Source organism: Cupriavidus agavae, from assembly GCF_004217045.1.
Classification (GTDB): domain Bacteria; phylum Pseudomonadota; class Gammaproteobacteria; order Burkholderiales; family Burkholderiaceae; genus Cupriavidus; species Cupriavidus agavae.
The window spans coordinates 117,545-142,685 of the sequence record NZ_SGXM01000010.1; the positions used below are offsets into that span (position 1 = coordinate 117,545).

Consider the following 25,141-nt stretch of genomic DNA (forward strand, 5'->3'; position numbering starts at 1 on the left):
AGATGAACGTGCTGCGGTTCTGCGAACTGATGGAACTGGCCGCGCCCGGCCGTCCGCCGCTGGGCACGACAGATTCCCCGGCCGACGAGGCGGTCCGCTTCCGGTCGAGCGGGCGGCTTGGTTTTCCGGGGCACGAGATCGAGGCGGTCGAGACCGATCCGGATATGCCGGGCGCGCCGCCGGTGGTCCGCACCACGTTCCTTGGCCTCTACGGCGTGGACGCGCGCATGCCGTCCTACTTCATCGACGAGATCGCCCAGCGCCGCGACGGCGCGGAGCCGCTGGCGGCTTTTCTCGACCTGTTCCACCACCGGATCGTCACGCAGTTCTACCGCGTGGCGCGCAAGTACCGCTATCCGGCCGGCTTCCGGGCGGGCGGCAAGGATGAGGTGTCGGGCCACCTGCTGAGCCTGCTGGGCCTGGGGTTTGGGCGACCCACAGGCGGGCAGGCCGTGTCCACGCGCAAGCTGCTGTCGATGCTCGGGCTGGCCAGCCAACGCACGCGCACGGCCGAGGGGCTGGCCGGCGTGCTGCGGCACGCGGTGCCGGACTCCGGCGTCGCCGTGGAGGAATTCCACCCGGTGTGGATTCCCGTCGAACGGGGCGCGTCGGCGCCGCTGGGCGAGAACTGCGTGCTGGGACGCGGGTTCTTCGACCGCGCCAATGCCGTGCGGATCGTCATCACGCCCTCGCGGCGCGAATCGGTGCTCGGGCTGATGCCGGGCCGCGCGGCACACGGCGAACTGATGGCGTTGCTGCGCTTCTATCTTGGGCACACCGCGCATGCCTTCCTCGAAATGCACGTGCCGCGCGCGCTGATGCCCGCGCCGGTGCTGAACTCGGGCGACGTGGGGCTGGGATACACCGCGCAGCTGCGCCCGTCGGGCGCGGAGGAGTCGGATGAAGACCACACGATTACCCGTGTGCGGCTAGGCACGTGGCGCGGCGTCGCGCCGTCCGGGCGGCCGGCACAACACTGAGGCAATGACACATGGAACGGAAACGATGAGGCGGATTCGGAGCGGCGCCGTGCTGCTGGCGATGGCGGCGCTGGCCGGCTGCGGCGTGGGGCAGTCGGTCAGGGAGGGGGCCGTGGAGGCGGCGAAATGGGCGTTCACGACGCGCGTGGAGACGATGAACATCGACCTGGTCGCGCGGGCGGCGCTCAATGCCGATGGCGCCGGGCAGCCATTGTCCACGGTGGTGCGCATCTACCAGCTGAAGTCGCCGCAGGCGTTCGAATCGCTGAGCTACGCCCAGTTGCTGGGGGAAGACCTCGACAGCCTCGGGTCAGACCTGCTGGCCACGCACGACGTGGTGCTGCGGCCCGCCGCGGCCGCCAGCGTCAGCGAGCCGATGAAGCCGGACGCGGACTATGTCGGCGTGGCCGCGTTGTTCAGGGATACCGGCAAGAACGCGGTCTGGAAGGTGGTGATCCCGAAGAAGCAGTGGAAAGCCACCGACCCCGTCAAGATCATCGCGCGCGACAACGTGCTCGAAGTCGTCAGCGCGGAGCCGGCCTCCTGAGTGGCGCCTACGCCGCGTGGCTCCCGCCGAAGGCGATATGGCGGTCCGCGATGGCCTCGCCCAGCGCGCGATCGTGCGTGACGAGCATCAACGCGCAGCCCCGCTCGGCGGTCACGTCGACGATGAGGTCCACCACGTCTTTCTGCGTCACCGGATCGAGCCGCGAGGTCGGCTCGTCGGCGAACAGGAAGACCGGGTCGAGCAACAGCGCGCGCAGCAGCGCGAACCGTTGCAGTTCGCCGCCTGATACGGCACCGGGCACGCGCGCCAGCAATGCGGGGCGCAGCCGCATGCGCTGCATCAGCGGATCGATGCGCGCGCGGTCAAGGCCGTGGCGCCGGCACAGGTCTTCCAGTGCCAGTCCCAGCGGGCGGCGCGGGGCGAACGCGGCGGCCGGGTCCTGGTAGAGCTTCTGGTAGCGCACGCGCGCCAGGTGCGCAGGCTGGTCGATGCGGCCCGCGTCGGCGCGCACCAGCCCGAGCAGCACATTGCCGAGCGTGGACTTGCCGCTGCCGCTGGGGCCGGTGACCGCCACGCGCTCGCCGGCGTGCAGCGCCAGATCGAACTGCCGGAACAGGCTCTGCGTGCCGAACCGCTTGGCCAGCCCGCTGGCGCGGATCACCTCGGCGCCGCGTGTCGCGGCGGGCTTGCGCGGCCAGTTCTCGGGGTCGGCGCCGATCAGTGTGCGGGTGTAGGCGTGCTGCGGCTGCTGCAGCAGGGTGCCGGCGCGGGTCTGTTCGACGATGGCGCCATCACGCAGCACGGCGGCCTCGCCCCCGAGCGCGCGGGCTACCGCGATGTCGTGGGTGATCGTCAGCACGGCGCAGCCCTGCCGCATGGCGTCCTGCAGGTGGGCCACGATGGCGTCGCGCCAGTGCGGGTCGAGCCCCTTGGTTGGTTCGTCGACGATCAGCACCGGCGCCTGGCCGGCGCGCGTGATGGCCAGCGCCAGGCGCTGGGCCATGCCGCCGGACAGCGTGGCTGGCCAGGCCGCCTCCACATGGGCGAGCCCGAGTCTGGCGAGATCGTGCCGCGTCTGCTGGCGGGCCGCGTCGCGCGGCTTGCCGCCGACCAGCATGTGGGTTTCGGCCAACTGGTCGCCGACGCGCATGGTCGGATCGAGGGCCAGCGACGGCTCCTGTGGCAACAACGACAGCGCGCGGCCCCAGTGGCGGCGGCGCGCGTGGGTGTCGCCAGCGTCGGATGCCTCGTCGCCGAGCACGATACGGCCGGTGGCGCGCAGGCCGTGCGGCAGCGTGCCGAGGATGGCCTGGGCCAGCAGGCTCTTGCCGGCGCCGCTCTCGCCGAGCAGCGTCAGCGCCTGACCGGCGTGGAGCGTCAGCGAGACCGGGCCGACGAGCCGGCCTTCTGCGGCGTGCACTTCTAGTCCGTCGATCTGGAGCAGGGGGAGGTTGGCCGTCATGCGCGGCTCCTTTGGGTGGCGTCGCTCGACAGTACCAGCGCCAGCGTGGCCAGCGTCAGAACCACGATCGGGCTGGCGATGACCCATGGGGCCTGCGCCGCGTAGGGCAGCAGTTCGGTCATCATCAGCCCCAGTTCTGCGGCCGGCGGCTGGGCGCCGAGGCCGACGAAGCCCATCGCCGCGAGCGCCAGTACCGCCGCGCTGGCGCCGAAACTCATCAGCGTGGCCAGCAGCGGCAGCAGTTCGGGCAGCACGTGGCGCGTCAGGATGTACCACGGGCCGAAGCCGAGCAGCCGGGCGGCCTCGACGTGATCGCTGGCGAACACCACCGTGGCGGTAGCCTGCGTGACGCGGAAATACTCTACCCACAGCACCAGCGACAGTCCCACGTAGAGCGGCCAGAAAGCACCGGGTGCGAAGGCGCTCAGCAGCAGCACCAGCAGCAGGCCGGGCAGGGCGAGTACGGCGTCGGCGGCGGTGTTGGCGAGCCGGGCGATCCAGCCGCCACGCCACGCTGCCAGCAGTCCGAGCAGCGTGCCGGGGATGGCGGCGGTCAGCACGCTGACCAGCGCCAGCCCGAGCGAGAGGCGCGTGGCGTCGGCCAGCCGCGCCAGCATGCTGCGGCCGAGATGGTCCGTGCCGAGCGGTTCGTGCAGGGCGGGCGCCTGCAGGATGCCGTACAGGTCCTGCTCGAATGGCGCGCGGCCAGCCAGCCAGGGGCCGGCGAGCGCGAACAGCGCGATGGCGAGCAGCAGCGCCAGGCCCGCGCGCCGGCGGTTCAGATGCAGCCGGGCGATCATCGGCGTCCCCTTGCAATGCGCACGCGCGGGTCGATCCAGGCGCAGGCCAGATCCACCAGCGTATTGAGCGCCACGAACAGCAGTCCCATGACCAGCGCGGTGCCCTGGATCATCGGCACGTCGCGCCCGAAGATCGCGTGCACCAGCGCGTGGCCGATGCCGGGCCACGCGAACAGCGTCTCGATGACCACCACACCCTCCACCAGATAGACGAGTTGCACGCCGAGGTAGGCCACCAGCGGAATAGCGGCGTTGCGCACACCGTGGCGCAGCACGGCCTGGCTGTCGTCCAGCCCCTTGACGCGGGCGAATGCAAAGTAGGGCGACTCCGCCACCGCGGCCATGGCATTGCGCGCCACCCGCATCGACGTGGCGGCCAGGCCCAGGCCGAGCGTCAGGGCCGGCATCAGCAGCGCACCGTGGGCGCCGTGGCCCCCGGCCGGCATCAGGTCGAACTCCACCGACAGCACGGTGACCAGCACGATGCCGAGCACGAACGGCGGCATCGCGCGCAGCAATACCGACGCCAGCAGCGTGCCACGATCGAGCGTGCCGCCCGCCCGCAGCCCGGCCGCGAAGCCCAGCGGCACGGCGATCAGGCACGAAACGGCCAGCGCGGCCACGGCCAGTTGCAGCGTGTGGCCGAGCTGGTGGACGATTTCCTCGATCACCGGGGCGCCCGTGACCGACGAAACGCCGAGGTCGAGACGCAGCAGATGGCTCCACCAGCGCAGCAGCGCTTCGGTCCATGGCAGCGCCAGGCCCAGTTCGGCGCGCACGGCCTCGGCGGCGGCGGCGCTGACCATGTCGAAGCCGTAGCGGGCGGCGGCCACGCGGAAGGCCGTGTCGCCGGGCAGCAGCCGCATCATCAGGAAGCTCAGCGTGCCGACCAGCGCGGCCACGATCACGGCCTGCAAGCCACGCTGCAACAGGATGCGGCCGACGAGCCGGGCCGTGCCTGCCGCGCGGGACGGCGGCGCGGCGGCAAGGTCCGCTGGCGTGGAGTGGGCCGCGAGGGGCAGGGTGGGGTCGCTCATGATGTCCAGTACATGTCTGTCAGGCGGTAGGTGCGCTCGAACGGATCGATCGAGACACCGCCGAGCCGGGGCGAGGCTGCCAGCGTCTGGCGGTACCAGACCACCGGGATCAGCGGCAGGTCGCGCTGCAGCGTGGCCGCGATCTCGCCGCGCAGGCGCCGGGCGCCGGGGCCGGCCGGCGTGGCCGGGAGCGCGGCCAGGGCACGCGCCACGGCGGGATCGGACCAGCCCATCGCGCCCCAGTCGCCACCCTTGCCGTGCTTCCCTCCGAAATCCTGCACCATGGTGCCGAACGCGTCGGGCACCACGCCGTAGTTGCGCGACATCAATCCGATGTCCAGCGAGCCGTCGCGGTGTGCGAACGGAATATCGCCCGAATTGCCCACGGCCACGCGCATGGCGATGCCCACCTGCCGGAACTGCTCCTGCAGCGCGGTGGCGATCACGGGTAGCTCCGGGCGGTCCGGGAACGTGCGCAACGTGATGGCGAAGCGCGCGTCGCCGCGCCGCAGGATGCCATCGGGCCCCGGCTGCCAGCCCGCCTGGGCGAGCGCGGCACGCGCGGCGTCGCGGTCGAAGCGCAGCGGGGCGAGCGCATCGTCATGCCAGCCGGGCAGGGAGGGCGGGAACAACTGCGTGGCGGCCAGTGACGGGTCGCGCAGGATGGCCGTGGCGATGCCGCGCCGGTCGATGGCCTGCGACAGCGCGCGGCGCACGGCCGCATCGGCCAGGAACGGGTGGCCGGCGTTGACCTTGAGCGCCGTGGTGCGCGGGATGGTGACCGCGTGCAGCCGCACGGCGGGGCTGGTGGCAAGCCGGGCAATGCTGCCGGGATCAAGTCCGTAGGCAAGCTCGGCCTGGCCGCCCTCGGCCATCAGTGCGCGCATTTCGGCGCGGCCCACCGAGAGGTAGGAGGCCCGCTGCACGGCCGGTGCAGGTCCGCGCCAGCCATCGTGGGCGGCGATCGAGAAGCGCTGCGGCGGCTCCAGATCGACGATCCGGTACGGGCCCGAGCCGATGATCGCGCGTACGTTGCCATCGGCGCCAAACGAGGCCGGGGCCAGCACCTGCGTGCTGCTGTGGGACAGCAGCGCCAGCAGCGGCGCGAACGGCCGGGTCAGCACGATACGCACGCCATCGGGGGTGGGCTCGATCTGGGCGATCGGCGCCACGCCGAGCATGCCGGCGGCGTGCCGCGCGCGCTGGAGCGCCGCCACCACGTGCGCCGGCTGCACCGCGCTGCCATCGTGGAAGCGTGCGCCGGGCTGCAGCGTGAAGCGCCACGCCAGTTGGTCGGGCGACACCTGCCAGCGGGCGGCCAGGCCCGGCGCGGGCAGGCCGGCGGCGTCGTAGCCGACCAGGGTCTCGGTGACCTGCATCCGTGCGAACAGGTAGCCGTTGCGCAGCGGATCGAGCGCCGACAGCTCCCACGGGCCAATCACGCGCACCGCGCGGCCGCCGGCCGGGACGGGAGACGAGGTGTGGGCGTGCAGCGGCAGCGCCGGCGCTGCCAGGGCCGCGCCAGCGGCCAGCAGCAGGCGGCGGCGCCGCGCGTCGGTGGTTCCGGAGGCCGCCATGCTCAGTAGCTCAGTTGTACGCCGAGCCGCACGGTGCGGCCCGCGCCGGGCATCACCCAGACACTGCTGGTGGAGCTGGCGTAGTAGGTGCGGTCGAACAGGTTGTCGACGTTGAGCGCCACGCGTACGGTCTTGCTGGCCTGCCAGTAGGCGAAGGCGTCGGCCAGCGTGTAGGCGGGCAGCGCGAAGCTGTCCTGCGCATCGCCGCCGCGCGTGCCCACGTAGCGCACGCCAGCCCCCACGCCGTAGCGCTGGCCGATGGGCGCCTGGTCCTCGAAGATCGCCATCAGGCTGCCGCTCGTGCGCGGCACGTTCGACAGCGGCGTGCCGGCGGCCAGGCGCGTGTCCTGCGTGACTTCGGCATCGGTATAGGCAAAGTTGCCGGTCAGGCGCCAATGGTTGCCGATGCGGCCGGCCACGTCCAGTTCCACGCCCCGGCTGCGCGCCTCGCCGGCGGCGCGCAGGAACGACGGGCTCGACGGATCGGTGGTCAGCACATTGCGCTTGCGGATCTCGAAGACGGCCAACGTGGCCGTGGTGCGGTGGTCCGGACTCTCGTACTTGGCGCCCGCCTCGACGGCCCGGCCATGCTCGGGAGAGAACGCGTTGGCGCTGGCGTCGCTGCCCGGGTTGGGGCGGAATGACTTGCCCGCATTGGCGAACAGCGACACGGTGGGCGTGGCGAGGTAGGTCACGCCCAGGCGCGGCGAGGCGGCGGTCTGGTGCTGGCTGGTGCTGGCGCCGGTCAGGCGGTTGTCGAGCGACTGGTTGTAGATGTCGAAGCGCGCGCCGGCCAGCACGCGCCAGCGCTCGCCCAGCTTGATCTGGTCCTGCGCATAGAGGCCAACGTTGGTCTGGCGCTCGTAGGTGTTGGTATTCGGCAGCAGCGTCGGCGGGGTCTGGCCGTAGACGGGATCGTAGATGTCGATCGCGTACGGCGCCGCGGCGCTGGGGTTGCGGCGCAGCATGTTCTGCGACACGCCGAAGCGGTAGGCGTCCACGCCCAGCAGCACCTCGTGGCCCACCGGGCCGGTCTCGAAGCGGCCGGTGACGTCGGCCTGCAGCGAGAGATCGTCAGACTGGAAGTCGCGGTAGCGGCGCTGGCGGGTCAGCGTGCGGCCGTCGGCCTGCAGCGCGGTGGCCTCGGTCGAATAGCCTTCGAGCGAGCCACCACGGTAGGCCACGGCGACGCGGCCCTTCCAGCGGTCCGAGAAATCATGTTCCACCGACACCTGGTGCGACTGGCTGTCGAGCCGGATATCGCCATCGTTGGGCTCGCCCAGGAAGCGCGAGCGCGGCACGGCGCCAAGCCGGCCGTTGACGGCCACCACGCCCCGGTCCAGCGGCACGGTATAGCGCTGGATCTCGCCAGCGTACTGGATCACGGTGTTGGCGCCGAGCGCCCACGTGAACGAGGGCGCCAGCAGGAAGCGGCGGCTGTTGACGAAGTCGCGCGTGCTGCCCTCGTGGTCGGCCACGGCGATCAGGCGCCCGGCCACGTTGTCGGTCAGGGCGCCCGTGACATCGGCCGAAACGCGGTACTTGTCGCGCGTACCCACCTCGAAGCCGTAGGTCTGGGCCGGCTTGAACTGCGGTTGCCTGGTCACCACGTTGATCACGCCGCCCGGGTCGCCGCTGCCGTAGACCGACGACGCCGGCCCCTTGAGCACTTCCACGCGTTCGATGGTGGCGGTGTCGCGCGGCGCGGTGAAGCCGCGATTGGCCGCGAAGCCGTTGACGAGGTAGCCGGCGCCGGTGTTCTCGCTGCCGGTGAAGCCCCGGATCGAGAAATTGTCCCAAAGGCCGCCGAAGTTGGCCTGGCGCGCCACGCCGCTGACGTAGTCGAACGTGTCGTCGAGCCGTGTGGCCGCGATGTCCTCGATCAGCGCGCGCGGCACCACCTGGACCGAGAGCGGCACCTCGCGCAACGGGGTATCGGTGCGCGTGGCGCCCGTGGCATAGGGAGCCTGCGCACTGGCGCGCACGGAAACTTCGGGCAGGGTTTGCTCGTCGGCGGCATTGGCGAGGGCCGTGGCGGCGAACAGGAAGGCGGGCGTGAAACGGCGTCCGGACATGGAATAGGAGCGAGCGAGAATAGAAAGGGCTTTTTGCAACAGTGTTGCATTATAACGAGGCTTGCCCGCCACTCCATGAATTTTTTGTGCAACGCGGCGCTAGGCCCTCCGATGCCCCAGCAGGCCGGACAAATCGCGGGCCGCCGCCTTGACCTCTTTTTCCGTGCGCGCGCGCAGCGTGCCATCGGCTTCGAACCGTTGCTGCGGACCGGCCACGCTGAGCGCGGCAACGACGGCGCCCTGGGCGTCGCGCACCGGCGCCGCGCAGGCATCGATGCCGGGCTCGAAGGCCGAGAAACTCCACGCGCAGCCGCGTTCGTGGTCGGCGGCGAGGATATCGGCCAGCCGGGCGTGGGTGCCGGGGCTCTGGCCCGTGACGGTGGGCAGGGGGTCGGGGCCGAGGCGCTCGCGCAGGTCGTCGGGCGACAGGTGGGCGATCAGCATGCGCCCGGGCGTGGTCAGGTGGGCCGGCACGCGGCTGCCTACCTGGATATTGCTGACGAGGCCGGTGTTCGGCATCTCGCGCAACAGATACAGCACGTGGCCGCCATCGGGCACGGCGAGGTAGGCCGACAGCTGCAGCGACTGGCTCAGGCGCGCGAGGATGGGGCGCGCGAACGCGGTCAGGTCGTTCGATGCCAGTACCTGCGAGGCCAGCTTCAGGAACGGCAAGCCCATGGTGTGGCCGCCCTGGGGCAGCCGCTCGACCATGCCCTCGTGCTCCAGCGTTTCCAGCAGCCGCATCACGGTGACGCGATTGACGTCGATGCGGCGGCCCACCTCGCTCAGGTTGGCCGTGGAGCCACCTTCGGCGATGAAGCGCAGCAGGCGCAGCCCCCGGATGACCGGGGTGACGAGCTGGGGGTTCGCGCCGTCGTCGGCCTCTGTATCGGCAACGGCAGCGGCGGGTTCAGGCAACGGCGCGGAGAGCGGCTTGGGCTTCGGCATTCGCAAGGCGGGAAATCGGACGGGAGGGGGCCGGGTGGCGGCGCGGGCGGAGCACGACATTCAGGGCAGCGGGGCGCTCCAGGCGTTGTAATCGTACACCCAGTCGGCATTGCCGCCGGCCCGGAGCCATTCGTTGCCGCGCGAGCCGATCTGGATGCGGCTGGTGCGTTCGTGGCGCGCGGCCTGGTAGCGGGCCAGCGCGGCGGGCACCGTGTCAGACGTGGCCTCGACCAGGCAGCGTGCCAGCACCACGCCGTCCTCGATGGCCATGCCGGCGCCCTGGGCCATGAACGGCATCATCGGGTGGCAGGCGTCGCCCATCAGCGCGATATGGCCGGACGTCCACGAAGGCAGCGGATCACGCACGTACAGCGCGGAGATCAGCACCTCGTCGCAGGCGTCGAGCAGCGCGCGGGCATCGGGGTGGTAGCCGGCGTACGCGGCGCGCAGATCCTCGACGCGGCCCGGCGTGGTCCACGACTCGTTGCGCCAGCTATCCTGCCCCACGGTGGCGAAGACGAAGATCTCGCGGCCCCGGTTCAGCGGGAAGGTCACGATCTGGCTGGTGGGTTCCGGGCCCCACCACTTGGTGAAGGCGCCAGGATTGGGCACGCCGGCGAGCCGTTCGGCGGGGACCACGGCGCGGTAGGCCACCACGCCCGTGAAGATCGGATGCTCGTCGCCCAGCAGCGCCCGGCGTACCACGGAGTGGATGCCGTCGGCGCCGATCAGCACGTCCACGTCCTGCTGGCCGCCATCGGCGAAGGCCAGCGTGGCGCCCCGCTCGCGTGCGGTGATGGCCGTGGCCTTGCGGCCCAGTTGCACGCTGGCGGAAGGTACGGCGGCTTCGAGCGCCGCCATCAGGTCGCCGCGATGCATGGTCAGTTGCGGGGCGCCGTAGCGGCGCTCGGCCTCGTCCGACATCGGCAGCCGCGAGGTTTCTTCGCCGGAATCCCAGGTGCGGCTGATGCGGTGGGTTGGTCGGGCGGCCGTCTCGCGCAGCGCATCGCCAATGCCGAGGCCGTCGAGGGCGCGCACTGCATTGGGCGTCAGGTTGATATCGGCGCCCACGCGGGCGAAGCGGGCAGCCTGCTCGAAGACCACCACGTTCATGCCGAGCTTGCGCAGCGCGATGGCGGCGGCCAGCCCGCCGATGCCGGCACCGTTGATGCCAATGGTTCCTGAATACATGGGGCGCTCCTCGCTTTGTCCTGTTTTATAACTGTTCAAAAATGAACGATAAGTTCATAAAAAGAATATCGACGGGGACGGAGCGCGTCAAGCGAGCCTCGCGCCACAGCGCTGCCCTGAGATCCAAAAGTGACGTTGTGGGATTTGTCTTACCCATGTTTCAGCACCAGCCTTCTGCTTTCGGATGGAGCCAAAACATACATTGCAACTACGGCATGACCACGCCGCCCAGCCCCTCCAGGAACGCGAAACGTGGTCTTAGAAAAATCCACTCTGAAAAGGAGCACGACATGATTGCCAAGAAATGGCTGACCGCTGCAGTGTGTTCGATGATGGTGGCCGCACCGGCCGGCTTTGCCTATGCCCAGGCTGGCTCCAAAGCCGACTATGACGCCGCCGTGAAGCAGGCGGACGCCGACTACAAGGCCGCTGGCCAGAAGTGCGACGGACTGAGCGGCAACGCCAAGGACGTCTGCAAGGCCGAAGCCAAGCGCGACCGCGACGTGGCCAAGGCCAACGCCGAAGCCAAGCGCGACGGTACCGACAAGGCGCATGCCAAGGCCATGAAGACCAAGGCCGACCGTGACTACGACGTCGCCAAGGAAATGTGCGACGACAAGAAGGGCAACGACAAGGACGTGTGCGTGAAGGAAGCCAAGGCTACCCACGAGCGCGCCCTGGGTTCGGCCAAGGTCGAGAAGGCTGCCGCCACCGGCACGTCGACCGACGTGGCTGAAGCCCGCGCCGACGCCCGCAAGGACACCAGCGACGCCGCCTACAAGGCCGACAAGGAAAAGTGCGACGCGATGTCGGGCGATGCCAAGGACAAGTGCCAGGCCAACATGAAGGCCAAGTACAACAAGTAACCAACTCTCCGGTCGACATCCGTCGACTCCCGCAAACCGGCGGCCGCCCGCGGCCGCCACCTCAAGCAAGGAGCCGGACATGAACTGGGATCAGATCGAAGGCAAGTGGGACCAGGCCAAGGGCAAGGTCAAGGAAAAGTGGGGCAAGCTGACCGACGACGACATGACCGTGATCAACGGCAAGCGCGACCAGCTGGCCGGCCGTATCCAGGAGCGCTACGGCTACACCAAGGAACAGGCCGAGGATGAAATGAAGGCCTGGGAGCGCGACGTCCGCTGGTAAGGCGGCACGCGCCAGCCACGGGGAAATCCGTGGCGCGTCATGCGCGGACCCGTGTGACGGCAGTGTGAAAAAAGAGCGGCGAAGCTTCGGTTTCGCCGCTTTTTTTCTGTGCCGCGCGGCGACCGCTGCTCCTCAGGTCGAATGCGAAAAAATTCGATGTATCGGCGGTCAACCGGGAATATTTCAAAACGTTACGGAATATTACGAGCCGGACCTGCATCCCCACGAAGACACAAAACGACAGGCTGGCCGAACCGACCTGCGCCCCGTGCGCAGCGACGGATATTGGGTTGAAGCCGCGCGCACGTTGCCGCCAGGGTACGGACCGGCGCGCCAGAAGGGGAGCATTTTCGTCGTGCAAGGACCTGTTTCGCGTGTGCAAGGGCTGTTCACGGCCCGGGCCGGCGGCCGGCTGGGGTTTTTCGCCGGACGTTATCTGAAGTACCTCGCCACGATGGTGGCGGTTTCGTCGTTCTGCTATCCCGCTGGCAGCCGCAAGTGGCTGTCGCGCCGGTTCAAATGGCTGGCGATGTCGGCCTTGCGCGCCAGCTCAGCCCAGCCGTGGCTGCGGGCGGTGGCGTCGTGCTCGCTGTTGCAGCGGGTGGTGGCGGCGCGCCCGCTATTGCTGGAAAAACCCTATCGGCCCTTGGGCGCCTGGGGCCTCGGGTTTGTCGAGCGGGCGCGGCTGGTACAGGAGCACTACGCCGTGATGCATGCGGCGCTGCCGGTGGCAGTGTGCGAGCGCATCTATCTGTCGGGCGGGCTGGAATGGCCGTTTGCCGAGGGCCGCTACACGCTGCGGCTGTCGGACCCGGGACCCAATCCCAAGGAAGGCGAACTCGCGTTCTACTGGATCGACAACGAGACCGGCGCCAGCCTGACCCAACTGAGCTTCTACCTGCGCTTTGGTGCGATGGGTCCGGACGTCTTCGTCGGCGGGCTGCAGGGGCCGATGAACGAGGCCAGCCGCGAATGGATTCGCGCGGCCACCAAGACCTGCGAGGGATTGCGCCCCAAGGATGTGGTCATGGAGGCGCTGCTGGCCTTTGCCAGCCATCTGGGCGCCCGGCGCATCGTGGCGGTCTCGCGCGCCAACCATGTGGGCCGCCAGCGCAACACGCCGCGCGAGATCCAGTGCGACTACGAGTCGTTCTGGGCTGAGTACCACGGCGTGCCGACACCGGACGGCAACCTCGAACTGCCAGTCCGGCAGCCGGTGCGCGACATTGCCGAGATCGCCTCGAAGAAGCGTTCCGCCTGGCGGCGCAAGCAGGCTGTGGCCGAAGCGGTTCGCACGGCGGTGCTGGTGGCACTGACCCCCGACACGGCGCCCACCGCCAATGATGCCGAACCCGCCGGGATGGTCTCGCTGGCGGCGTAGGCCGGCGCGTGGGGGCGTAAACCCCAGTAGTCTAGCCACCTAGACTTTTAATACAGTCCGGTATCGATCTGCCGTGCGCCGCAATCCTGGGCGCCCGGCACAGCCACCTGATGCCGGATACCGCCGAACTTCTCTCCCGTAGCCGCGAACCGGTCTACCTCCAGCTCGCCACGATCCTGCGCCGCCAGATCGAGAGCGGCGCATGGCGCCCCGGCGAGCGGATTCCCTCGCTCGACGCGCTGTGCCGCCAGTACGGCGTGGCGCGCATGACCATGCACCACGCGATCTCGCAGCTGGACGACGAGGGGCTCATCGCGCGCTCGCGCGGACGGGGCACCTTCGTCAAGACGGCCGGACGCACGCGCCGCCAGATGGCGCTGCCGGTGAGCTGGGACCAGGCCGTGGCCGTGGGCGACCAGCTTTCCACCGAGGCCATGGTCGAATCCACCGCGGACGTGGCGCTGCCCGACGACCTCGGCATGCCCTGCGACGGCCGCCGCGCCGATGCCTACCATTTCCTGAAGCGGGCCCACCGGCTCGACGGCCGCCCGTTTGCGGTGGGCGAGGTCTATATCGCGGCCGACGTCTTCGCGCGGGAGCCGGAGGCGTTCCGGCAGGGTGCGTCGGTGCCGGTGCTCGACCGCTTTCCCGGGTTGCGGGTCAACGCGGCGCGCCAGCGCATGTCGATCGTGCCGGCCGGCGCGGCCTCGGCGGCGGCGCTGGAACTGGCCGTGGGCGCGCCCGTGGCCGAGCTGCGCCGCTTCGCCTGCGTGGACGGGGTGATCGTCTACTACGCCCGCATCGAATTTCCTACCGAGTATGTCTGCCTGGACTTCGACCTGCTCGCCCCCCATTCCTGACAACCGCCAACGAGAACGGACCCCGAGATGGAGACTCAAGACACGATGAACGGCGCGGAAAGCCTGGTCAAGACACTGCTGGCCTGCGGCGTGGATACCTGCTTCGCCAACCCCGGCACCAGCGAAATGCACTTCGTGGCGGCGCTCGACCGCATTCCGGGCATGCGTTGCGTGCTCGGCCTGTTCGAAGGCGTGGTGACCGGTGCGGCCGATGGCTATGCGCGCATGGCCGAGAAGCCGGCGGCCACGCTGCTGCACTGCGGCCCGGGCCTGGCCAACGGGCTGGCGAACCTGCACAACGCGCGCCGCGCACAGACTCCGGTGGTCAACATCATCGGCGACCAGGCCACGTATCACCGACCGCTCGATGCACCGCTGACCGCCGATACCGAGGGCTGGGCGCGCCCGGTTTCGGTCTGGACCCGCACCGCCACGCACGCCGCCACGGTGGGCGCCGATGCCGCGTCGGCCGTGCAGGCCGCGCTCGGCGCGCCGGGCGGCGTGGCCAGCCTGATCCTGCCGTCAGACGTGTGCTGGGATGCCGGCGGCAAGGTGGCTGCCCCGCTGCCGGCGCTGCCGGTGCCAAAGGTTTCGCCCGATGCCGTGCAGAATGCCGCGCGCCTGCTGCGCAGCGGCCAGCCCACGCTGGTGGTGCTGGCTGGCGCCGCGCTGCGCGAAGGCGCGCTGGCCGATGCGCACCGCATCGCAGCCGCCACCGACGCACGGCTGATCACGCCGATGTCGAATTCCCGCGTGACACGCGGACAGGGCCGGCTGGCCGTCGACCGCATTCCCTACTCGGGCGACGCGGCGCGCCAGAAGCTGGCCGGCATCCGCAATGTGATCCTGGTGGGCGCCACCACGCCGGCGACATTCTTTGCGTACCCCGGCAAGTCGGCCCGGCCGTTCCCCGAGGACGCGGTGATCCACGTGCTGGCGCGTCCCGAGGAAGACCTCGGCGAGGCACTGGCCCGGCTGGCCGACGAACTCGGCGCCGGCGCGGCCCCGTTGCCGGCCGGGCAGGGCGCGCCGGTGCAGGCAGCGCGCGGTGCGATTACCTCCGAGGCCGTGGCCCAGTCGCTGACCGCGCTGCTGCCCGAGCAGGCAGTGGTGGTGGAAGAAAGCGTGAGCTTCGGCCGTGCGTTCTACCCCGGCACCGTGCATGCCGCGCCGCACGACTGGCTGCAGCTGACCGGCGGCGCGATCGGCGCCGGACTGCCGCTGGCCACGGGCGCCGCCATCGCCGCGCCGGACCGCCGGGTGGTGGCGCTGCAGGCCGATGGCTCGGGCATGTACACGCTGCAGGCGCTGTGGACCATGGCGCGCGAGAAACTCGATGTGACCGTGGTGCTGCTGGCCAACCGCAAGTACGCGATCCTGCTGGGCGAACTGGCCGGCGTGGGCGCCAATCCGGGCAAGACCGCGCTCGACATGCTCGACATCGGCAACCCGGACCTCGACTGGGTGAAGCTGGCCAACGGCATGGGCGTGGAAGCGGCGCGCGCCGAGACGATGGAGGCGTTCAACGATCTGTTCCAGGGCGCCAACCAGCGCAAGGGTCCGTTCCTGATCGAACTGGTGATCTGATCCCGGCCCATCCGGGCCGTTTACGGCGCGGCAGATGGACAACGATGTTCCATTGTGCCGCGCTGTTCCTCGCCGCAGCATGGCCCCGTCACTGCAAACGGAGGCCATCATGGGAAGACCATCGAAACAAATCCCGGGTATTGTTCCGGGCGCCGTGCTCGGCGCCGTACTGGCGCTGGCGGGCTGTACGCGCGAGCCACCCAGGCCGCCCGGCCAGACGCTGACCGAAGGAAATTCGGACGTTAGCTGCCTGTACTCGCACCGCCTGCCGGACGACCCCATCGTCTATCCGGGCCGACCCGGCGTGGCCATGCAGCACGACTTCTTCGGCAATACCACCACCAACGCCTACACCACGGGCGACATGCTGCAGAAGGTGGCGGGCACCACGTGCGAGAACGCGGCCGACGCCACGGGCTACTGGGCGCCGTCGCTGCGGCTGCCTGACGGCACCGTGGTGGCGCCGCTGTACCAGAAGACTTACTACACCAACACGGCGGTGCCCTCGAACAAGCGATTTCCCGTGCAGCCATTGCCGCAAGGCATTCAGCTGATGGCCGGCGACCATCACGGCACCGGGCCGAACCCCCGCATCGCCTTCAACTGCACGGGATCGCGCTCCCAGAACACGATTCCGACGGACTGCAAGCCCGATCCCACCAACGGCACGCAGTTCAACATCGGCATGCACTTCCCGACCTGCTGGGACGGCAAGACCCTGGCGCCGACCATGGGCAAGTACGACAACGCGGTGTATCCGGACAACGCCGGCACCTGCCCGGCCGGGTACCAGGTACGGCTGCCCGATATCAACATGAACATCGCCTACAAGCTCGGCCAGATCACGGATCTCACCAACGTCCAGCTCTCGCTGGACCCGCTGCTGGACGCCCAGGGGAACGTGGTGAAGCAGCAATGGGGGACGCTCTACACCGCCCACGGCGATTTCTTCATGGGCTGGCGCCCGGATGCCGCGCGGTTCATGGCCGACATCTGCCTGAACCGGGGCATGGACTGCAACAAGACCATCGCCTATTCGTTCTTCGAAGCCGGCGAGGACGCCACGGTGCGCGCCACCGACGCCACGAACTACGGCTCGGGCCCGTCGCTCGTCGTGCAGCAGACCTCGGGCGATACAGCGGCGTCACGGGCTTACCTCAAGTTCGGTATCCCCCAGGGGGCCAATATCTTGCCGCCGGATTTCAGGCCCGACTATCAATTGATGATCTACGGCGCCAATTCCACGGACACCACCTCGCAGGTGGCAACTGCCTATCGTGTCGACACGAACTGGAGCGAAACCACGATCAACGGTACCAACGCGCCGGCCTGCAGCGGCACCAGTTCGACGATCAAGGTGAACGCGACGCCGGCCAATCACAACTTCGACGTGAACAAGGCGGTCAATGAAGCCATTGCCGAAGGGGCAAGCTCCATTGCCTTCTGCATCCAGGGGCCGGCCTCGGGTCAGCAGATCACGTTCGATAGCCGCGAGGGTGCCAACGATGCGGTGCTCTTCATGAGGACGCTGAACAAGCTGCCTTACTGAGCCGGTAGCCAGTTGTTGACGTGCGGCGCGCGATCCAAAGCCCAGACCCGGGCGATGATCGCGCGCATCTCGGCCTCGCTGGCGCCGTGGCGGAACGCGCCAAGCTGGATCGCCTTGGCCTCCAGCTCGGGGCGTGACAGCGTGTTGTCCGGGTCGCCCTTGGGCACGTCGACCCGGGCGCCGAGCGTGCGGCCATCGGTGGTGCGCACCGTGACGCGGCCGATCCACTGGCGCGGGTAGGCCGCGTTGATCTCGTCGTCCAGTTCCATCGTCACCTTGTCGCGGAACGCGGCAATCCGCGCGTCCTGCAGCGCATGCTGCTCGAACTCGCCCAGGCCGGCGTGCGCATGCACTGCCACGAGGGCCAGCACCGTACCCATCGAGAACTTCGCCTGGTGGATCGTTGACGGATTGACCACGGGCCCAAGCACGTCGATGGCGCCCTGGTGGACGTGGGTGGTGACGGCCTCGATCTGCTCGGCGCGCAGGTCCTCGCGCTGCATCAGCGCCTTGAGGGCGTCGGCGGCCGGGTGCGTGTGGCGGCACGAGGCGAAGAACTTGAACGAGGTCTCGGCGGTGGCCCAGCGCGTGCCCAGGCCATCGGTCAGCGCGGCGGGGTTGGCGTCGGTCGACATGCCGGCCGCCATGCCCTGCGGGCCTTCCAGGATTTGCTTCGCGCCCGTGAAGCCGGCGCGCGCCAGCCACGCGGACTGCAGGCCATCGGCGGCGGCCTTGGCCGTGTGCAGTTGCTTGGAGTCCGCGGCGTCGCGCAGGAATTCCCACAGGCCGGCCGCCTGGGTGCCGGCCGAGCCAAGCGCCTGGTTGATGCCCTCGGCATCGAGTCCGTAGAGCTTGGCCACCGCCGCGGCGGCCGCCAGCGTGCCGACCGTGCCCGTGGTATGGAACACGCGGTAGTGCGAGCGGCCCATGAACTCGCCGATGCGGATGCCGGCCTCGTAGCCGGCAATCGACGCCAGCAGCACCTCGGCGCCGGTCTTGCCTTCGGCCTGCGCTGCCGCCAGCACGGCCGGGAACACCACGGCCGCCGGGTGCAGCACCGAGCCGTTGTGCACATCGTCCTGTTCCACCACATGCGACGAGGCGCCATTGATCAGCGCGGCAAAGTAGGGCGAAGTACGGCGGCGGTCCACCAGCACTTCGGCGTCGCCGGTGGCGGGGCCCATGGCGGCGGCAAACTCCTGCAGGCGGCGCACGGCCGGGGCGTCCTTGCCGGCGATGGCCGACGCCATCCAGTCGAGGTACAGGTCCTTGGTACGTTCCACCACGGGTGCCGGCACATCGGCCAGTGTCAGGCCAGCCAGGAAGGTGCACAGCTGGCGGGTAGGATAGGTCTGGTTGGGCATGGCGGGGGTGTCGTTGGGAGCGCTGGGCGATGGCGGCCATTATTCCCGAGCCCGCCGTGCGGGAATATTTGCATTTGCCGAAGCTCGGCTTCCAGCGGCCTTAGGTTGGCCTGCCCGGCTTCAGCGGGCACGAAGCCCAGTTTTGTGATTCGTGAATTCCAGAAATGCCGCCGCCGCCTTATCGTATCGACCATGGGACAACTGGCAGCCAAGGAGGCAGCAATGAGTGGAATGATGGAAGGCAAGGTGGTGGTCGTGACGGGTGCGGGCGGCGGCATCGGCCGTGGCATTGCGCTGGGCATGGCCGCCGCCGGGGCGCGCGTGGTGGCCAATGACCTGGGCGTGTCGATGACCGGCGAGGGCGGCGACACCGGCCCCGCGCAGCGCGTGGTCGAGGAGATCCGCGCGGCGGGTGGCCAGGCGGCGGCGAGCACCGACAGTGTGTCTACCTGGGCCGGCGCCAACGCCATCGTCCAGTGCGCGCTCGACAACTTCGGCCGGATCGATGCCGTGGTCAACAATGCCGGCAACCTGCGCGACCGCATGTTCTTCAAGATGAACGAGGAGGAGTGGCGCTCGGTGATCGACGTGCATCTGCACGGCACGTTCTTCGTGAGCCGCGCAGCGGCCAACTACTTCAAGGACCAGGAAAGCGGCGCCTTCGTGCACATGACGTCCACGTCGGGGCTGATCGGCAACCTGGGCCAGGCCAACTACTCGGCCGCCAAGCTCGGCATCGCGGCGCTGTCCAAGTCGATCGCGCTCGACATGCAGCGCTTCAACGTGCGTTCGAACTGCATCGCGCCGTTCGCATGGAGCCGCATGACCAGTTCGATCCCGGCCGAGACTCCCGAGGAGAAGGCCCGCGTGGCCCGGCTGCAGAAGATGGAGGCCGGCAAGATCGCGCCGGTGGCCGTGTTCCTGGCCAGCGACGCCGCCAGCGAGGTCAACGGCCAGATCTTCGCCGTGCGCGCCAACGAAATCATGCTGATGAGCCAGCCGCGCCCGGTGCGCTCGGTGCACACGAGCGAGGGCTGGACGCCCGAGACCGTGGCGGAGATCGCGATGCCGGCAATGCGCAGCAGCTTCTTCAAGCTCGACCGTTCGCCGGACGTCATCAACTGGGACCCGATCTGAGCGGTGCGCGCCCGCGTCCGCGCGCCCCGGCGGGGTGCGTTGCATTGCAGCATGCCCCGTCGCGGTGCGCCCGCGCCAACCGCGACGGAATCAGATTTTGGTTATGTGGTTTTCCACGCGCAGTTCATGCGTTTGCACGATACCGGCGGCCGCGGCGATGGCGCACCATCGAGACACGGGGGATGCCTGTAGGACCAAGGCCGACAACGCTTGTCAGATGTTTCTGGATTACCCCTAACGTTACACAACACGCTGTGCATGAAGCGGGCGAAAGGTGTAATGTGTGTCACAAGCATGGTCGATGGCCCGTCACAGCGGGGTGATTCAGCGGGTGTCGGTTCACCGCGTCGCGCGTCACGAGTGCACGTCGCAACGAGTCGGCAGTCAGTGGAGAAAACGTGGCAGCGATGCGTCAACTCCGGACTCACATTCGCCGTTATTTGACTATGATGAAGTAAAGACTTCGCAACTTGGCAAGTCCACCAAGCCGGGGTGGCGGAACGCAAGATTGCCGCGAAGTCTTAGGGGAGTAGAACTACCTTCGCCTCGGACGTGGGACTCTGACGGGAGTGAGGTATGGACATTTTTGGCCACTACGCCACGCGCTTCGAAGCACGCAAGGAAGAGGAATACAGCATCCAGGAGTACCTGGAGATCTGCAAGAAGGATCCTACTGCCTATGCGACTGCCGCCGAACGCATGCTCGCCGCAATCGGACAGCCCGAACTGGTGGATACCCACCATGATCCTCGACTGTCCCGACTGTTCTTCAACAAGGTCATCCGGGTATATCCCGCGTTCCGCGATTTCTACGGGATGGAAGACACGATCGAGCAGATCGTCTCCTTCTTCAAGCACGCGGCGCAGGGCCTGGAAGAGCGCAAGCAGATTCTGTATCTGCTCGGGCCTCCGGGCGGCGGCAAGTCGTCGCTGGCCGAGAAGCTCAAGGTGCTGATGGAGGAAATCCCCATCTATGCGCTGAAGGGATCGCCCATCCACGAGTCGCCGCTCGGGCTGTTCTCGGCCGAGGAAGACGGCAAGATCCTCGAGGAGGACTACGGTATTCCGGTGCGCTACCTGAATACCATTCCCTCGCCGTGGGCCGTCAAACGGCTGCACGAGTTCAATGGCGACATCACCAGGTTCCGCGTGGTGAAGCTGCGCCCGTCGGTGCTGGCCCAGATCGCCATCTCGAAGACCGAGCCGGGCGACGAGAACAACCAGGATATTTCCTCGCTCGTGGGCAAGGTGGATATCCGCAAGCTCGAAGACTTCCCGCAGGATGACCCCGACGCCTACTCGTATTCCGGCGGGCTCTGCCTGGCCAATCGCGGCCTGCTCGAATTCGTGGAGATGTTCAAGGCGCCGATCAAGGTGCTGCACCCGCTGCTGACTGCCACGCAGGAAGGCAACTACAAGGGTACGGAAGGCTTCGGCGCGATTCCGTTCGACGGCGTGATCCTGGCGCACTCGAACGAGGCCGAGTGGCAGACGTTCAAGTCCGACAAGAACAACGAGGCCTTCCTCGACCGGATCTACATCGTCAAGGTGCCGTATTGCCTGCGCGTGTCCGACGAGGTGAAGATCTACGACAAGCTGCTGCGCAGCAGTTCGCTCTCGGCGGCGCCGAACTCGCCGAACACGCTCAAGATGATGGCGCAGTTCGCGGTGCTCACGCGTATCAAGGAGCCCGAGAACTCGAACATTTTCTCGAAGATGCGCGTCTATGACGGCGAAAGCCTCAAGGACGTGGACCCGAAGGCGAAGTCGTACCAGGAATACCGCGACTACGCCGGCATCGACGAGGGCATGAACGGACTGTCCACGCGCTTCGCGTTCAAGGTGCTGTCGAAGGTCTTCAACTTCGACAATACCGAGGTGGCCGCCAATCCGGTGCACCTGCTCTACGTGCTCGAACAGCAGATCGAGCGCGAGCAGTTCCCGCCGGAGCAGGAAGCCAGGCTGATGTCGTATATCAAGGAGTACCTGACCACGCCGTACGTGGAGTTCATCGGCAAGGAGATCCAGACGGCCTACCTGGAATCGTATTCCGAGTACGGCCAGAACATCTTCGACCGCTACGTGGTGTTTGCCGACCTGTGGATCCAGGACCAGGAGTACCGGGATCCGAACACCGGCGAAATCCTCGACCGCAACGCGCTGAACGACGAACTGGAGAAGGTGGAGAAGCCGGCGGGTATCTCGAACCCGAAGGATTTCCGCAACGAGATCGTCAACTTCGTGCTGCGGGCGCGCGCCAACAATGGTGGCAAGAACCCGGTCTGGACGAGCTACGAGAAGCTGCGGATGGTGATCGAGAAGCGCATGTTCTCCACCACGGAGGATCTGCTGCCGGTGATATCGTTCAATGCCAAGTCGTCGCGCGAGGATCAGGACAAGCACGAGAACTTCGTCAACCGGATGGTCGAGAAAGGCTATACCCCCAAGCAGGTTCGGCTGTTGGTGGAGTGGTATCTGCGCGTCAGGAAGTCGTCGTAAGTCTTCCGACGCGGTGTCCTTCATCCATGGCGCCCTCATGGCCTCATGAGGGCGCCCCAACCAGGCGGGCGAACGGCTTATGGGTACGGTCATCGATCGGCGCGAGAACGGCGGCAACAAGAGCGCCGTCAATCAGCAGCGCTTCATCAAGCGCTACCGGGAGCAGATCCGGCAGGCGGTGGCGAAGGCAGTGTCAGGCCGCAAGATCATGGACATCGAGCAGAGCGGGCAGGTGTCCATACCGGTCAAGGACATTTCCGAGCCGATTTTCCATCACGGGCAGGGCGGCAAGCGGGAGTGGATCCATCCCGGCAACAAGAAGTTCGTGCGGGGCGACAGCTTCGACCGGCAGCAGCAGGGCAGCGGTGGCACGGGCTCGCGCGCCAGCGACAGCGGCGAGGGCGAGGATGATTTCGTGTTCACGCTCTCCCGCGAGGATTTCCTGAATTTCTTCTTCGAGGACATGGCGCTGCCAGACCTGGCCAAGCGCCACCTCGCCAAGATCGCCGAAGTGCGCAAGGTGCGCGCCGGCTTCTCCATCGACGGCACGCCTTCGAACCTGTCGATCCTGCGCACCATGCGCAGCTCGCTGGGGCGGCGCATCGCACTGTCGAGCCCGTATCTGAAACGCCTGCACGCGCTCGAAGCCGAGTACAGCGAGATATTGGAGAAGGAAGGCCCGTACTCGGAGCAGGCCGAGGCGCTGATGGAGAAAATGCGCCACCTGCGGGCGCAGGTGGACCGCGTACCGTTCATCGAGAAACTCGACCTGCGCTACAACAACCGCGTACTCAAGAAGCGCCCGCAGGCCCAGGCCGTGATGTTCTGCCTGATGGACGTATCCGGCTCGATGGACGAGAGCCGCAAGGATCTCGCCAAGCGCTTCTTCATGCTCCTGTACCTGTTCCTCAAGCGCAACTACGAGCGGATCGACGTGGTGTTCATCCGGCATCACACCGTGGCCAAGGAGGTGGAGGAGGAAGATTTCTTCCATTCGCGCGAGTCCGGTGGTACGGTGGTGTCGAGCGCGCTGAAGCTGATGGTGGAGGTCATTCACGACCGCTACCCGGCGAGCCAGTGGAACATCTATTGCGCGCAGGCGTCGGACGGCGACAACTGGGCGGGCGATTCGGAGTTGTGCGGCAGGCTGCTGCGCGAGTCGATCCTGCCGCTGGTGCAGTACTACGCCTATGTGGAAGTGGCGTCGGAGGAACCGCAGAATCTCTGGGAGGAATACCTCACGGTGAAGAACCAGTTCGAGCACTTTGCCATGCAGCGCATCATCGGTGCCGACGAGATCTACCCCGTGTTGCACGATCTCTTCCAGAAACGGGCCGCGTGGCCCGCCAGCAGGTAGCAAGGGCAGCAGGCCGGTACGCTGCACCCGGCGTGTACCGGCACGTCAATGGGGAATGTCTATGGCCTATCTATCGACGGGCTCGGAGTGGACCTTCGAGCTGATCCAGCGCTATGACCGCGAAATCGCCCGCATCGCCGGCGACTTCGGCCTGGACACCTATTCCAACCAGATCGAGATCATCACGGCCGAGCAGATGCTCGACGCCTACGCGTCGGCCGGCCTGCCGGTGGGCTACAACCACTGGTCTTACGGCAAGCACTTCCTGTCGTCGGAGCGCAGCTACCAGCGCGGCTACATGGGGCTGGCCTACGAGATCGTGATCAACTCGAATCCCTGCATTGCGTACCTGATGGAGGAGAACACGATGCCGATGCAGGCGCTGACCATTGCGCACGCCTGCTACGGCCACAACTCGTTCTTCAAGGGCAATTACCTGTTCCGCACCTGGACCAACGCCGACGCCATCATCGACTACCTGCTGTTCGCCAAGAACTACGTGGCCGAGTGCGAGCAGCGCTACGGCGAGCAGGAGGTGGAGCTGCTGCTGGACTCCTGCCACGCGCTGCAGAACTACGGCGTGGACCGCTACAAGCGGCCCAAGAAGCTGTCGATCAACGAGGAGCAGGCGCGCCAGCAGGAGCGCGAGAACTACCTGCAGATGCAGGTCAACGACCTCTGGCGCACGCTGCCGCGCCACCGGCCGCACGCGCTGCGCGAGGAGGAAGAGGCCACGGAGTACGAGGCCACGTTCCCGCCCGAGCCGCAGGAGAACCTGCTGTATTTCATCGAGAAGAACGCGCCCAAGCTGCAGCCGTGGCAGCGCGAGATCGTGCGCATCGTGCGCAAGATCGCACAGTACTTCTACCCGCAGCGCCAGACCAAGGTCATGAACGAGGGCTGGGCCACGTTCTGGCACTACACGATCCTGCATCAACTCTACGAGGAAAAGCTGGTCAACGACGCGTTCATGCTCGAACTGCTGCAGGCGCATACCAACGTGATCTACCAGCCGCCGTATCACAGCCCGTACTACAGCGGCCTGAACCCGTACACGCTGGGCTTCCTGATCTTCCAGGACCTGCGCCGGATGTGCGAGAACCCGGATGACGAAGACCGCCGCTGGGCGCCCGAGATCGCGGGCAGCGACTGGCGCCAGACGCTGGACTTTGCCATGCGCAACTTCAAGGACGAGAGCTTCCTGCTGCAGTTCCTGTCGCCGCGCGTGATCCGCGAGCTGAAGCTGTTCTCGGTGCTCGACGACGACCGCGAGGGCAAGCTGCGCGTCACGGCCATCCACGACGACGAGGGCTACCGGCAGATTCGCCAGTTGCTGGCCAACCAGTACGACCTGTCGAACATGGAGCCCAATATCCAGGTGACCAATGTCGATGTCGGCGGCGACCGCTCGCTGACCCTGCGGCACCTGCAGAACGAGCGCAGGCCGCTGGCGCAGAACTTCGACGAGGTGATCCGCCACGTGACCCGCCTGTGGGGCTTCACGGTACGGCTGGAAGTGGCGTACGAGGACGGCCGCCGCGAACTGAAGTACGAGTGCAAGCCGGAGCGCCGGCATCCGCAGCAGAGGAAAGCCGCCTGACCAACCTGACCAACTGACGCCGCAGGCAAAAAAAGGGCTCCGCCGTGGCGGAGCCCTTTTCCCTTTTCATTGGCAAGTCC

General features: G+C 67.8%; 21 protein-coding genes. 12 read left to right on the forward strand and 9 right to left on the reverse strand.

Annotated elements, in window-relative coordinates; translation table 11 throughout:
* Nucleotides 1–2: 2 nt before the first annotated feature.
* Nucleotides 3–980 carry a type VI secretion system baseplate subunit TssG gene (gene tssG, locus EV147_RS23390; RefSeq protein WP_130393647.1) on the forward strand — a complete coding sequence of 326 codons (978 nt, stop codon included), beginning with the start codon at nt 3–5 and terminating at the stop codon, nt 978–980.
* A gap of 25 nt (nt 981–1,005) precedes the next feature.
* Complete coding sequence (tssJ, locus tag EV147_RS23395; protein ID WP_235844960.1) at nt 1,006–1,527, forward strand: type VI secretion system lipoprotein TssJ; 522 nt, start codon at nt 1,006–1,008, stop codon at nt 1,525–1,527.
* 7 nt (nt 1,528–1,534) lie between these two features.
* Here the strand turns inward: tssJ and EV147_RS23400 are convergent, their stop codons facing one another.
* The 7 genes from EV147_RS23400 to EV147_RS23430 form a co-directional block, all read right to left on the reverse strand.
* A complete protein-coding gene (locus tag EV147_RS23400) occupies nt 1,535–2,950 on the reverse strand; it encodes an ABC transporter ATP-binding protein (RefSeq protein ID WP_130393605.1) in 1,416 nt (471 codons plus the stop codon).
* A complete protein-coding gene (locus EV147_RS23405; RefSeq protein WP_130393606.1) occupies nt 2,947–3,750 on the reverse strand; it encodes an ABC transporter permease in 804 nt (267 codons plus the stop codon). Before EV147_RS23405 ends, EV147_RS23400 begins: the two co-directional genes overlap by 4 nt.
* Complete coding sequence (locus EV147_RS23410; RefSeq protein WP_235844963.1) at nt 3,747–4,787, reverse strand: ABC transporter permease; 1,041 nt, start codon at nt 4,785–4,787, stop codon at nt 3,747–3,749. The genes EV147_RS23405 and EV147_RS23410 overlap by 4 nt, the downstream gene beginning before the upstream one ends.
* Entirely contained in the window at nt 4,784–6,364 is a 1,581-nt protein-coding gene (locus EV147_RS23415; RefSeq protein WP_130393607.1) for an ABC transporter substrate-binding protein, read from the reverse strand. The genes EV147_RS23410 and EV147_RS23415 overlap by 4 nt, the downstream gene beginning before the upstream one ends.
* A 2-nt stretch (nt 6,365–6,366) precedes the next feature.
* On the reverse strand, nt 6,367–8,439 hold the full coding sequence (locus EV147_RS23420; RefSeq protein ID WP_130393608.1) for a TonB-dependent siderophore receptor: 2,073 nt from the start codon (nt 8,437–8,439) through the stop codon (nt 6,367–6,369).
* A gap of 99 nt (nt 8,440–8,538) precedes the next feature.
* Nucleotides 8,539–9,387, reverse strand: coding sequence for an IclR family transcriptional regulator (locus EV147_RS23425; protein WP_130393609.1), 849 nt, complete (start codon nt 9,385–9,387; stop codon nt 8,539–8,541).
* A gap of 60 nt (nt 9,388–9,447) precedes the next feature.
* Entirely contained in the window at nt 9,448–10,578 is a 1,131-nt protein-coding gene (locus EV147_RS23430; protein WP_130393610.1) for an FAD-dependent monooxygenase, read from the reverse strand.
* Between the two features lie 293 nt (nt 10,579–10,871).
* On the opposite strand from EV147_RS23430, the gene EV147_RS23435 reads away from it, so the two are divergent.
* Together EV147_RS23435 and EV147_RS23440 are read left to right on the forward strand one after the other, a co-directional pair.
* Complete coding sequence (locus tag EV147_RS23435; protein WP_130393649.1) at nt 10,872–11,444, forward strand: hypothetical protein; 573 nt, start codon at nt 10,872–10,874, stop codon at nt 11,442–11,444.
* A 79-nt stretch (nt 11,445–11,523) separates the two neighbouring features.
* Nucleotides 11,524–11,727: a CsbD family protein gene (locus tag EV147_RS23440; protein ID WP_130393611.1), complete on the forward strand. Its 204-nt coding sequence runs from the start codon at nt 11,524–11,526 to the stop codon at nt 11,725–11,727.
* A gap of 37 nt (nt 11,728–11,764) precedes the next feature.
* Here the strand turns inward: EV147_RS23440 and EV147_RS23445 are convergent, their stop codons facing one another.
* On the reverse strand, nt 11,765–12,088 hold the full coding sequence (locus EV147_RS23445; protein ID WP_130393612.1) for a hypothetical protein: 324 nt from the start codon (nt 12,086–12,088) through the stop codon (nt 11,765–11,767).
* Here EV147_RS23445 and EV147_RS23450 point away from each other — a divergent pair.
* The 4 genes from EV147_RS23450 (at nt 12,083) to EV147_RS23465 (ending at nt 17,104) form a co-directional block, all read left to right on the forward strand.
* The gene (locus EV147_RS23450) at nt 12,083–13,108 is read left to right on the forward strand and encodes a VirK/YbjX family protein (protein ID WP_235844964.1); all 1,026 of its coding nucleotides are present in this window, start codon (nt 12,083–12,085) and stop codon (nt 13,106–13,108) included. The two genes, EV147_RS23445 and EV147_RS23450, sit on opposite strands and share 6 nt — an antisense overlap.
* Before the next feature lie 110 nt (nt 13,109–13,218).
* Entirely contained in the window at nt 13,219–13,968 is a 750-nt protein-coding gene (locus EV147_RS23455) for a GntR family transcriptional regulator (RefSeq protein ID WP_130393613.1), read from the forward strand.
* Nucleotides 13,969–14,013: 45 nt separating this feature from the next.
* Complete coding sequence (locus tag EV147_RS23460) at nt 14,014–15,555, forward strand: acetolactate synthase large subunit (RefSeq protein WP_130393651.1); 1,542 nt, start codon at nt 14,014–14,016, stop codon at nt 15,553–15,555.
* A gap of 109 nt (nt 15,556–15,664) precedes the next feature.
* A complete protein-coding gene (locus EV147_RS23465; protein WP_198680345.1) occupies nt 15,665–17,104 on the forward strand; it encodes a CBM96 family carbohydrate-binding protein in 1,440 nt (479 codons plus the stop codon).
* Here EV147_RS23465 and EV147_RS23470 read toward each other — a convergent pair.
* Nucleotides 17,098–18,468, reverse strand: a complete 1,371-nt coding sequence (locus EV147_RS23470; protein WP_130393615.1) for an MmgE/PrpD family protein — start codon at nt 18,466–18,468, stop codon at nt 17,098–17,100. The genes EV147_RS23465 and EV147_RS23470 overlap by 7 nt on opposite strands.
* Before the next feature lie 222 nt (nt 18,469–18,690).
* On the opposite strand from EV147_RS23470, the gene EV147_RS23475 reads away from it, so the two are divergent.
* The 4 genes from EV147_RS23475 (at nt 18,691) to EV147_RS23490 (ending at nt 25,061) form a co-directional block, all read left to right on the forward strand.
* Entirely contained in the window at nt 18,691–19,605 is a 915-nt protein-coding gene (locus EV147_RS23475; protein WP_130393616.1) for an SDR family NAD(P)-dependent oxidoreductase, read from the forward strand.
* A gap of 576 nt (nt 19,606–20,181) precedes the next feature.
* Entirely contained in the window at nt 20,182–22,104 is a 1,923-nt protein-coding gene (locus tag EV147_RS23480; protein WP_130393617.1) for a PrkA family serine protein kinase, read from the forward strand.
* A 79-nt stretch (nt 22,105–22,183) separates the two neighbouring features.
* Nucleotides 22,184–23,461 carry a YeaH/YhbH family protein gene (locus EV147_RS23485; protein ID WP_130393618.1) on the forward strand — a complete coding sequence of 426 codons (1,278 nt, stop codon included), beginning with the start codon at nt 22,184–22,186 and terminating at the stop codon, nt 23,459–23,461.
* A 61-nt stretch (nt 23,462–23,522) separates the two neighbouring features.
* Nucleotides 23,523–25,061, forward strand: coding sequence for a SpoVR family protein (locus EV147_RS23490; RefSeq protein WP_130393619.1), 1,539 nt, complete (start codon nt 23,523–23,525; stop codon nt 25,059–25,061).
* Nucleotides 25,062–25,141 lie beyond the last annotated feature (80 nt).

What these genes read in the sequence shown, in the direction of transcription:
- EV147_RS23415 (WP_130393607.1), bottom strand. Translation starts at nt 6,364, where the DNA reads ATGGCGGCCTCCGGAACCACCGACGCGCGGCGCCGCCGCCTGCTGCTG.
- EV147_RS23430 (WP_130393610.1), bottom strand. Translation starts at nt 10,578, where the DNA reads ATGTATTCAGGAACCATTGGCATCAACGGTGCCGGCATCGGCGGGCTG.
- EV147_RS23465 (WP_198680345.1), top strand. Translation starts at nt 15,665, where the DNA reads ATGGGAAGACCATCGAAACAAATCCCGGGTATTGTTCCGGGCGCCGTG.
- tssG (WP_130393647.1), top strand. Translation starts at nt 3, where the DNA reads ATGAACGTGCTGCGGTTCTGCGAACTGATGGAACTGGCCGCGCCCGGC.
- EV147_RS23425 (WP_130393609.1), bottom strand. Translation starts at nt 9,387, where the DNA reads ATGCCGAAGCCCAAGCCGCTCTCCGCGCCGTTGCCTGAACCCGCCGCT.
- EV147_RS23400 (WP_130393605.1), bottom strand. Translation starts at nt 2,950, where the DNA reads ATGACGGCCAACCTCCCCCTGCTCCAGATCGACGGACTAGAAGTGCAC.
- tssJ (WP_235844960.1), top strand. Translation starts at nt 1,006, where the DNA reads ATGAGGCGGATTCGGAGCGGCGCCGTGCTGCTGGCGATGGCGGCGCTG.
- EV147_RS23440 (WP_130393611.1), top strand. Translation starts at nt 11,524, where the DNA reads ATGAACTGGGATCAGATCGAAGGCAAGTGGGACCAGGCCAAGGGCAAG.
- EV147_RS23475 (WP_130393616.1), top strand. Translation starts at nt 18,691, where the DNA reads ATGAGTGGAATGATGGAAGGCAAGGTGGTGGTCGTGACGGGTGCGGGC.
- EV147_RS23405 (WP_130393606.1), bottom strand. Translation starts at nt 3,750, where the DNA reads ATGATCGCCCGGCTGCATCTGAACCGCCGGCGCGCGGGCCTGGCGCTG.
- EV147_RS23420 (WP_130393608.1), bottom strand. Translation starts at nt 8,439, where the DNA reads ATGTCCGGACGCCGTTTCACGCCCGCCTTCCTGTTCGCCGCCACGGCC.
- EV147_RS23460 (WP_130393651.1), top strand. Translation starts at nt 14,014, where the DNA reads ATGAACGGCGCGGAAAGCCTGGTCAAGACACTGCTGGCCTGCGGCGTG.
- EV147_RS23485 (WP_130393618.1), top strand. Translation starts at nt 22,184, where the DNA reads ATGGGTACGGTCATCGATCGGCGCGAGAACGGCGGCAACAAGAGCGCC.
- EV147_RS23410 (WP_235844963.1), bottom strand. Translation starts at nt 4,787, where the DNA reads ATGAGCGACCCCACCCTGCCCCTCGCGGCCCACTCCACGCCAGCGGAC.
- EV147_RS23455 (WP_130393613.1), top strand. Translation starts at nt 13,219, where the DNA reads ATGCCGGATACCGCCGAACTTCTCTCCCGTAGCCGCGAACCGGTCTAC.
- EV147_RS23470 (WP_130393615.1), bottom strand. Translation starts at nt 18,468, where the DNA reads ATGCCCAACCAGACCTATCCTACCCGCCAGCTGTGCACCTTCCTGGCT.
- EV147_RS23480 (WP_130393617.1), top strand. Translation starts at nt 20,182, where the DNA reads ATGGACATTTTTGGCCACTACGCCACGCGCTTCGAAGCACGCAAGGAA.
- EV147_RS23490 (WP_130393619.1), top strand. Translation starts at nt 23,523, where the DNA reads ATGGCCTATCTATCGACGGGCTCGGAGTGGACCTTCGAGCTGATCCAG.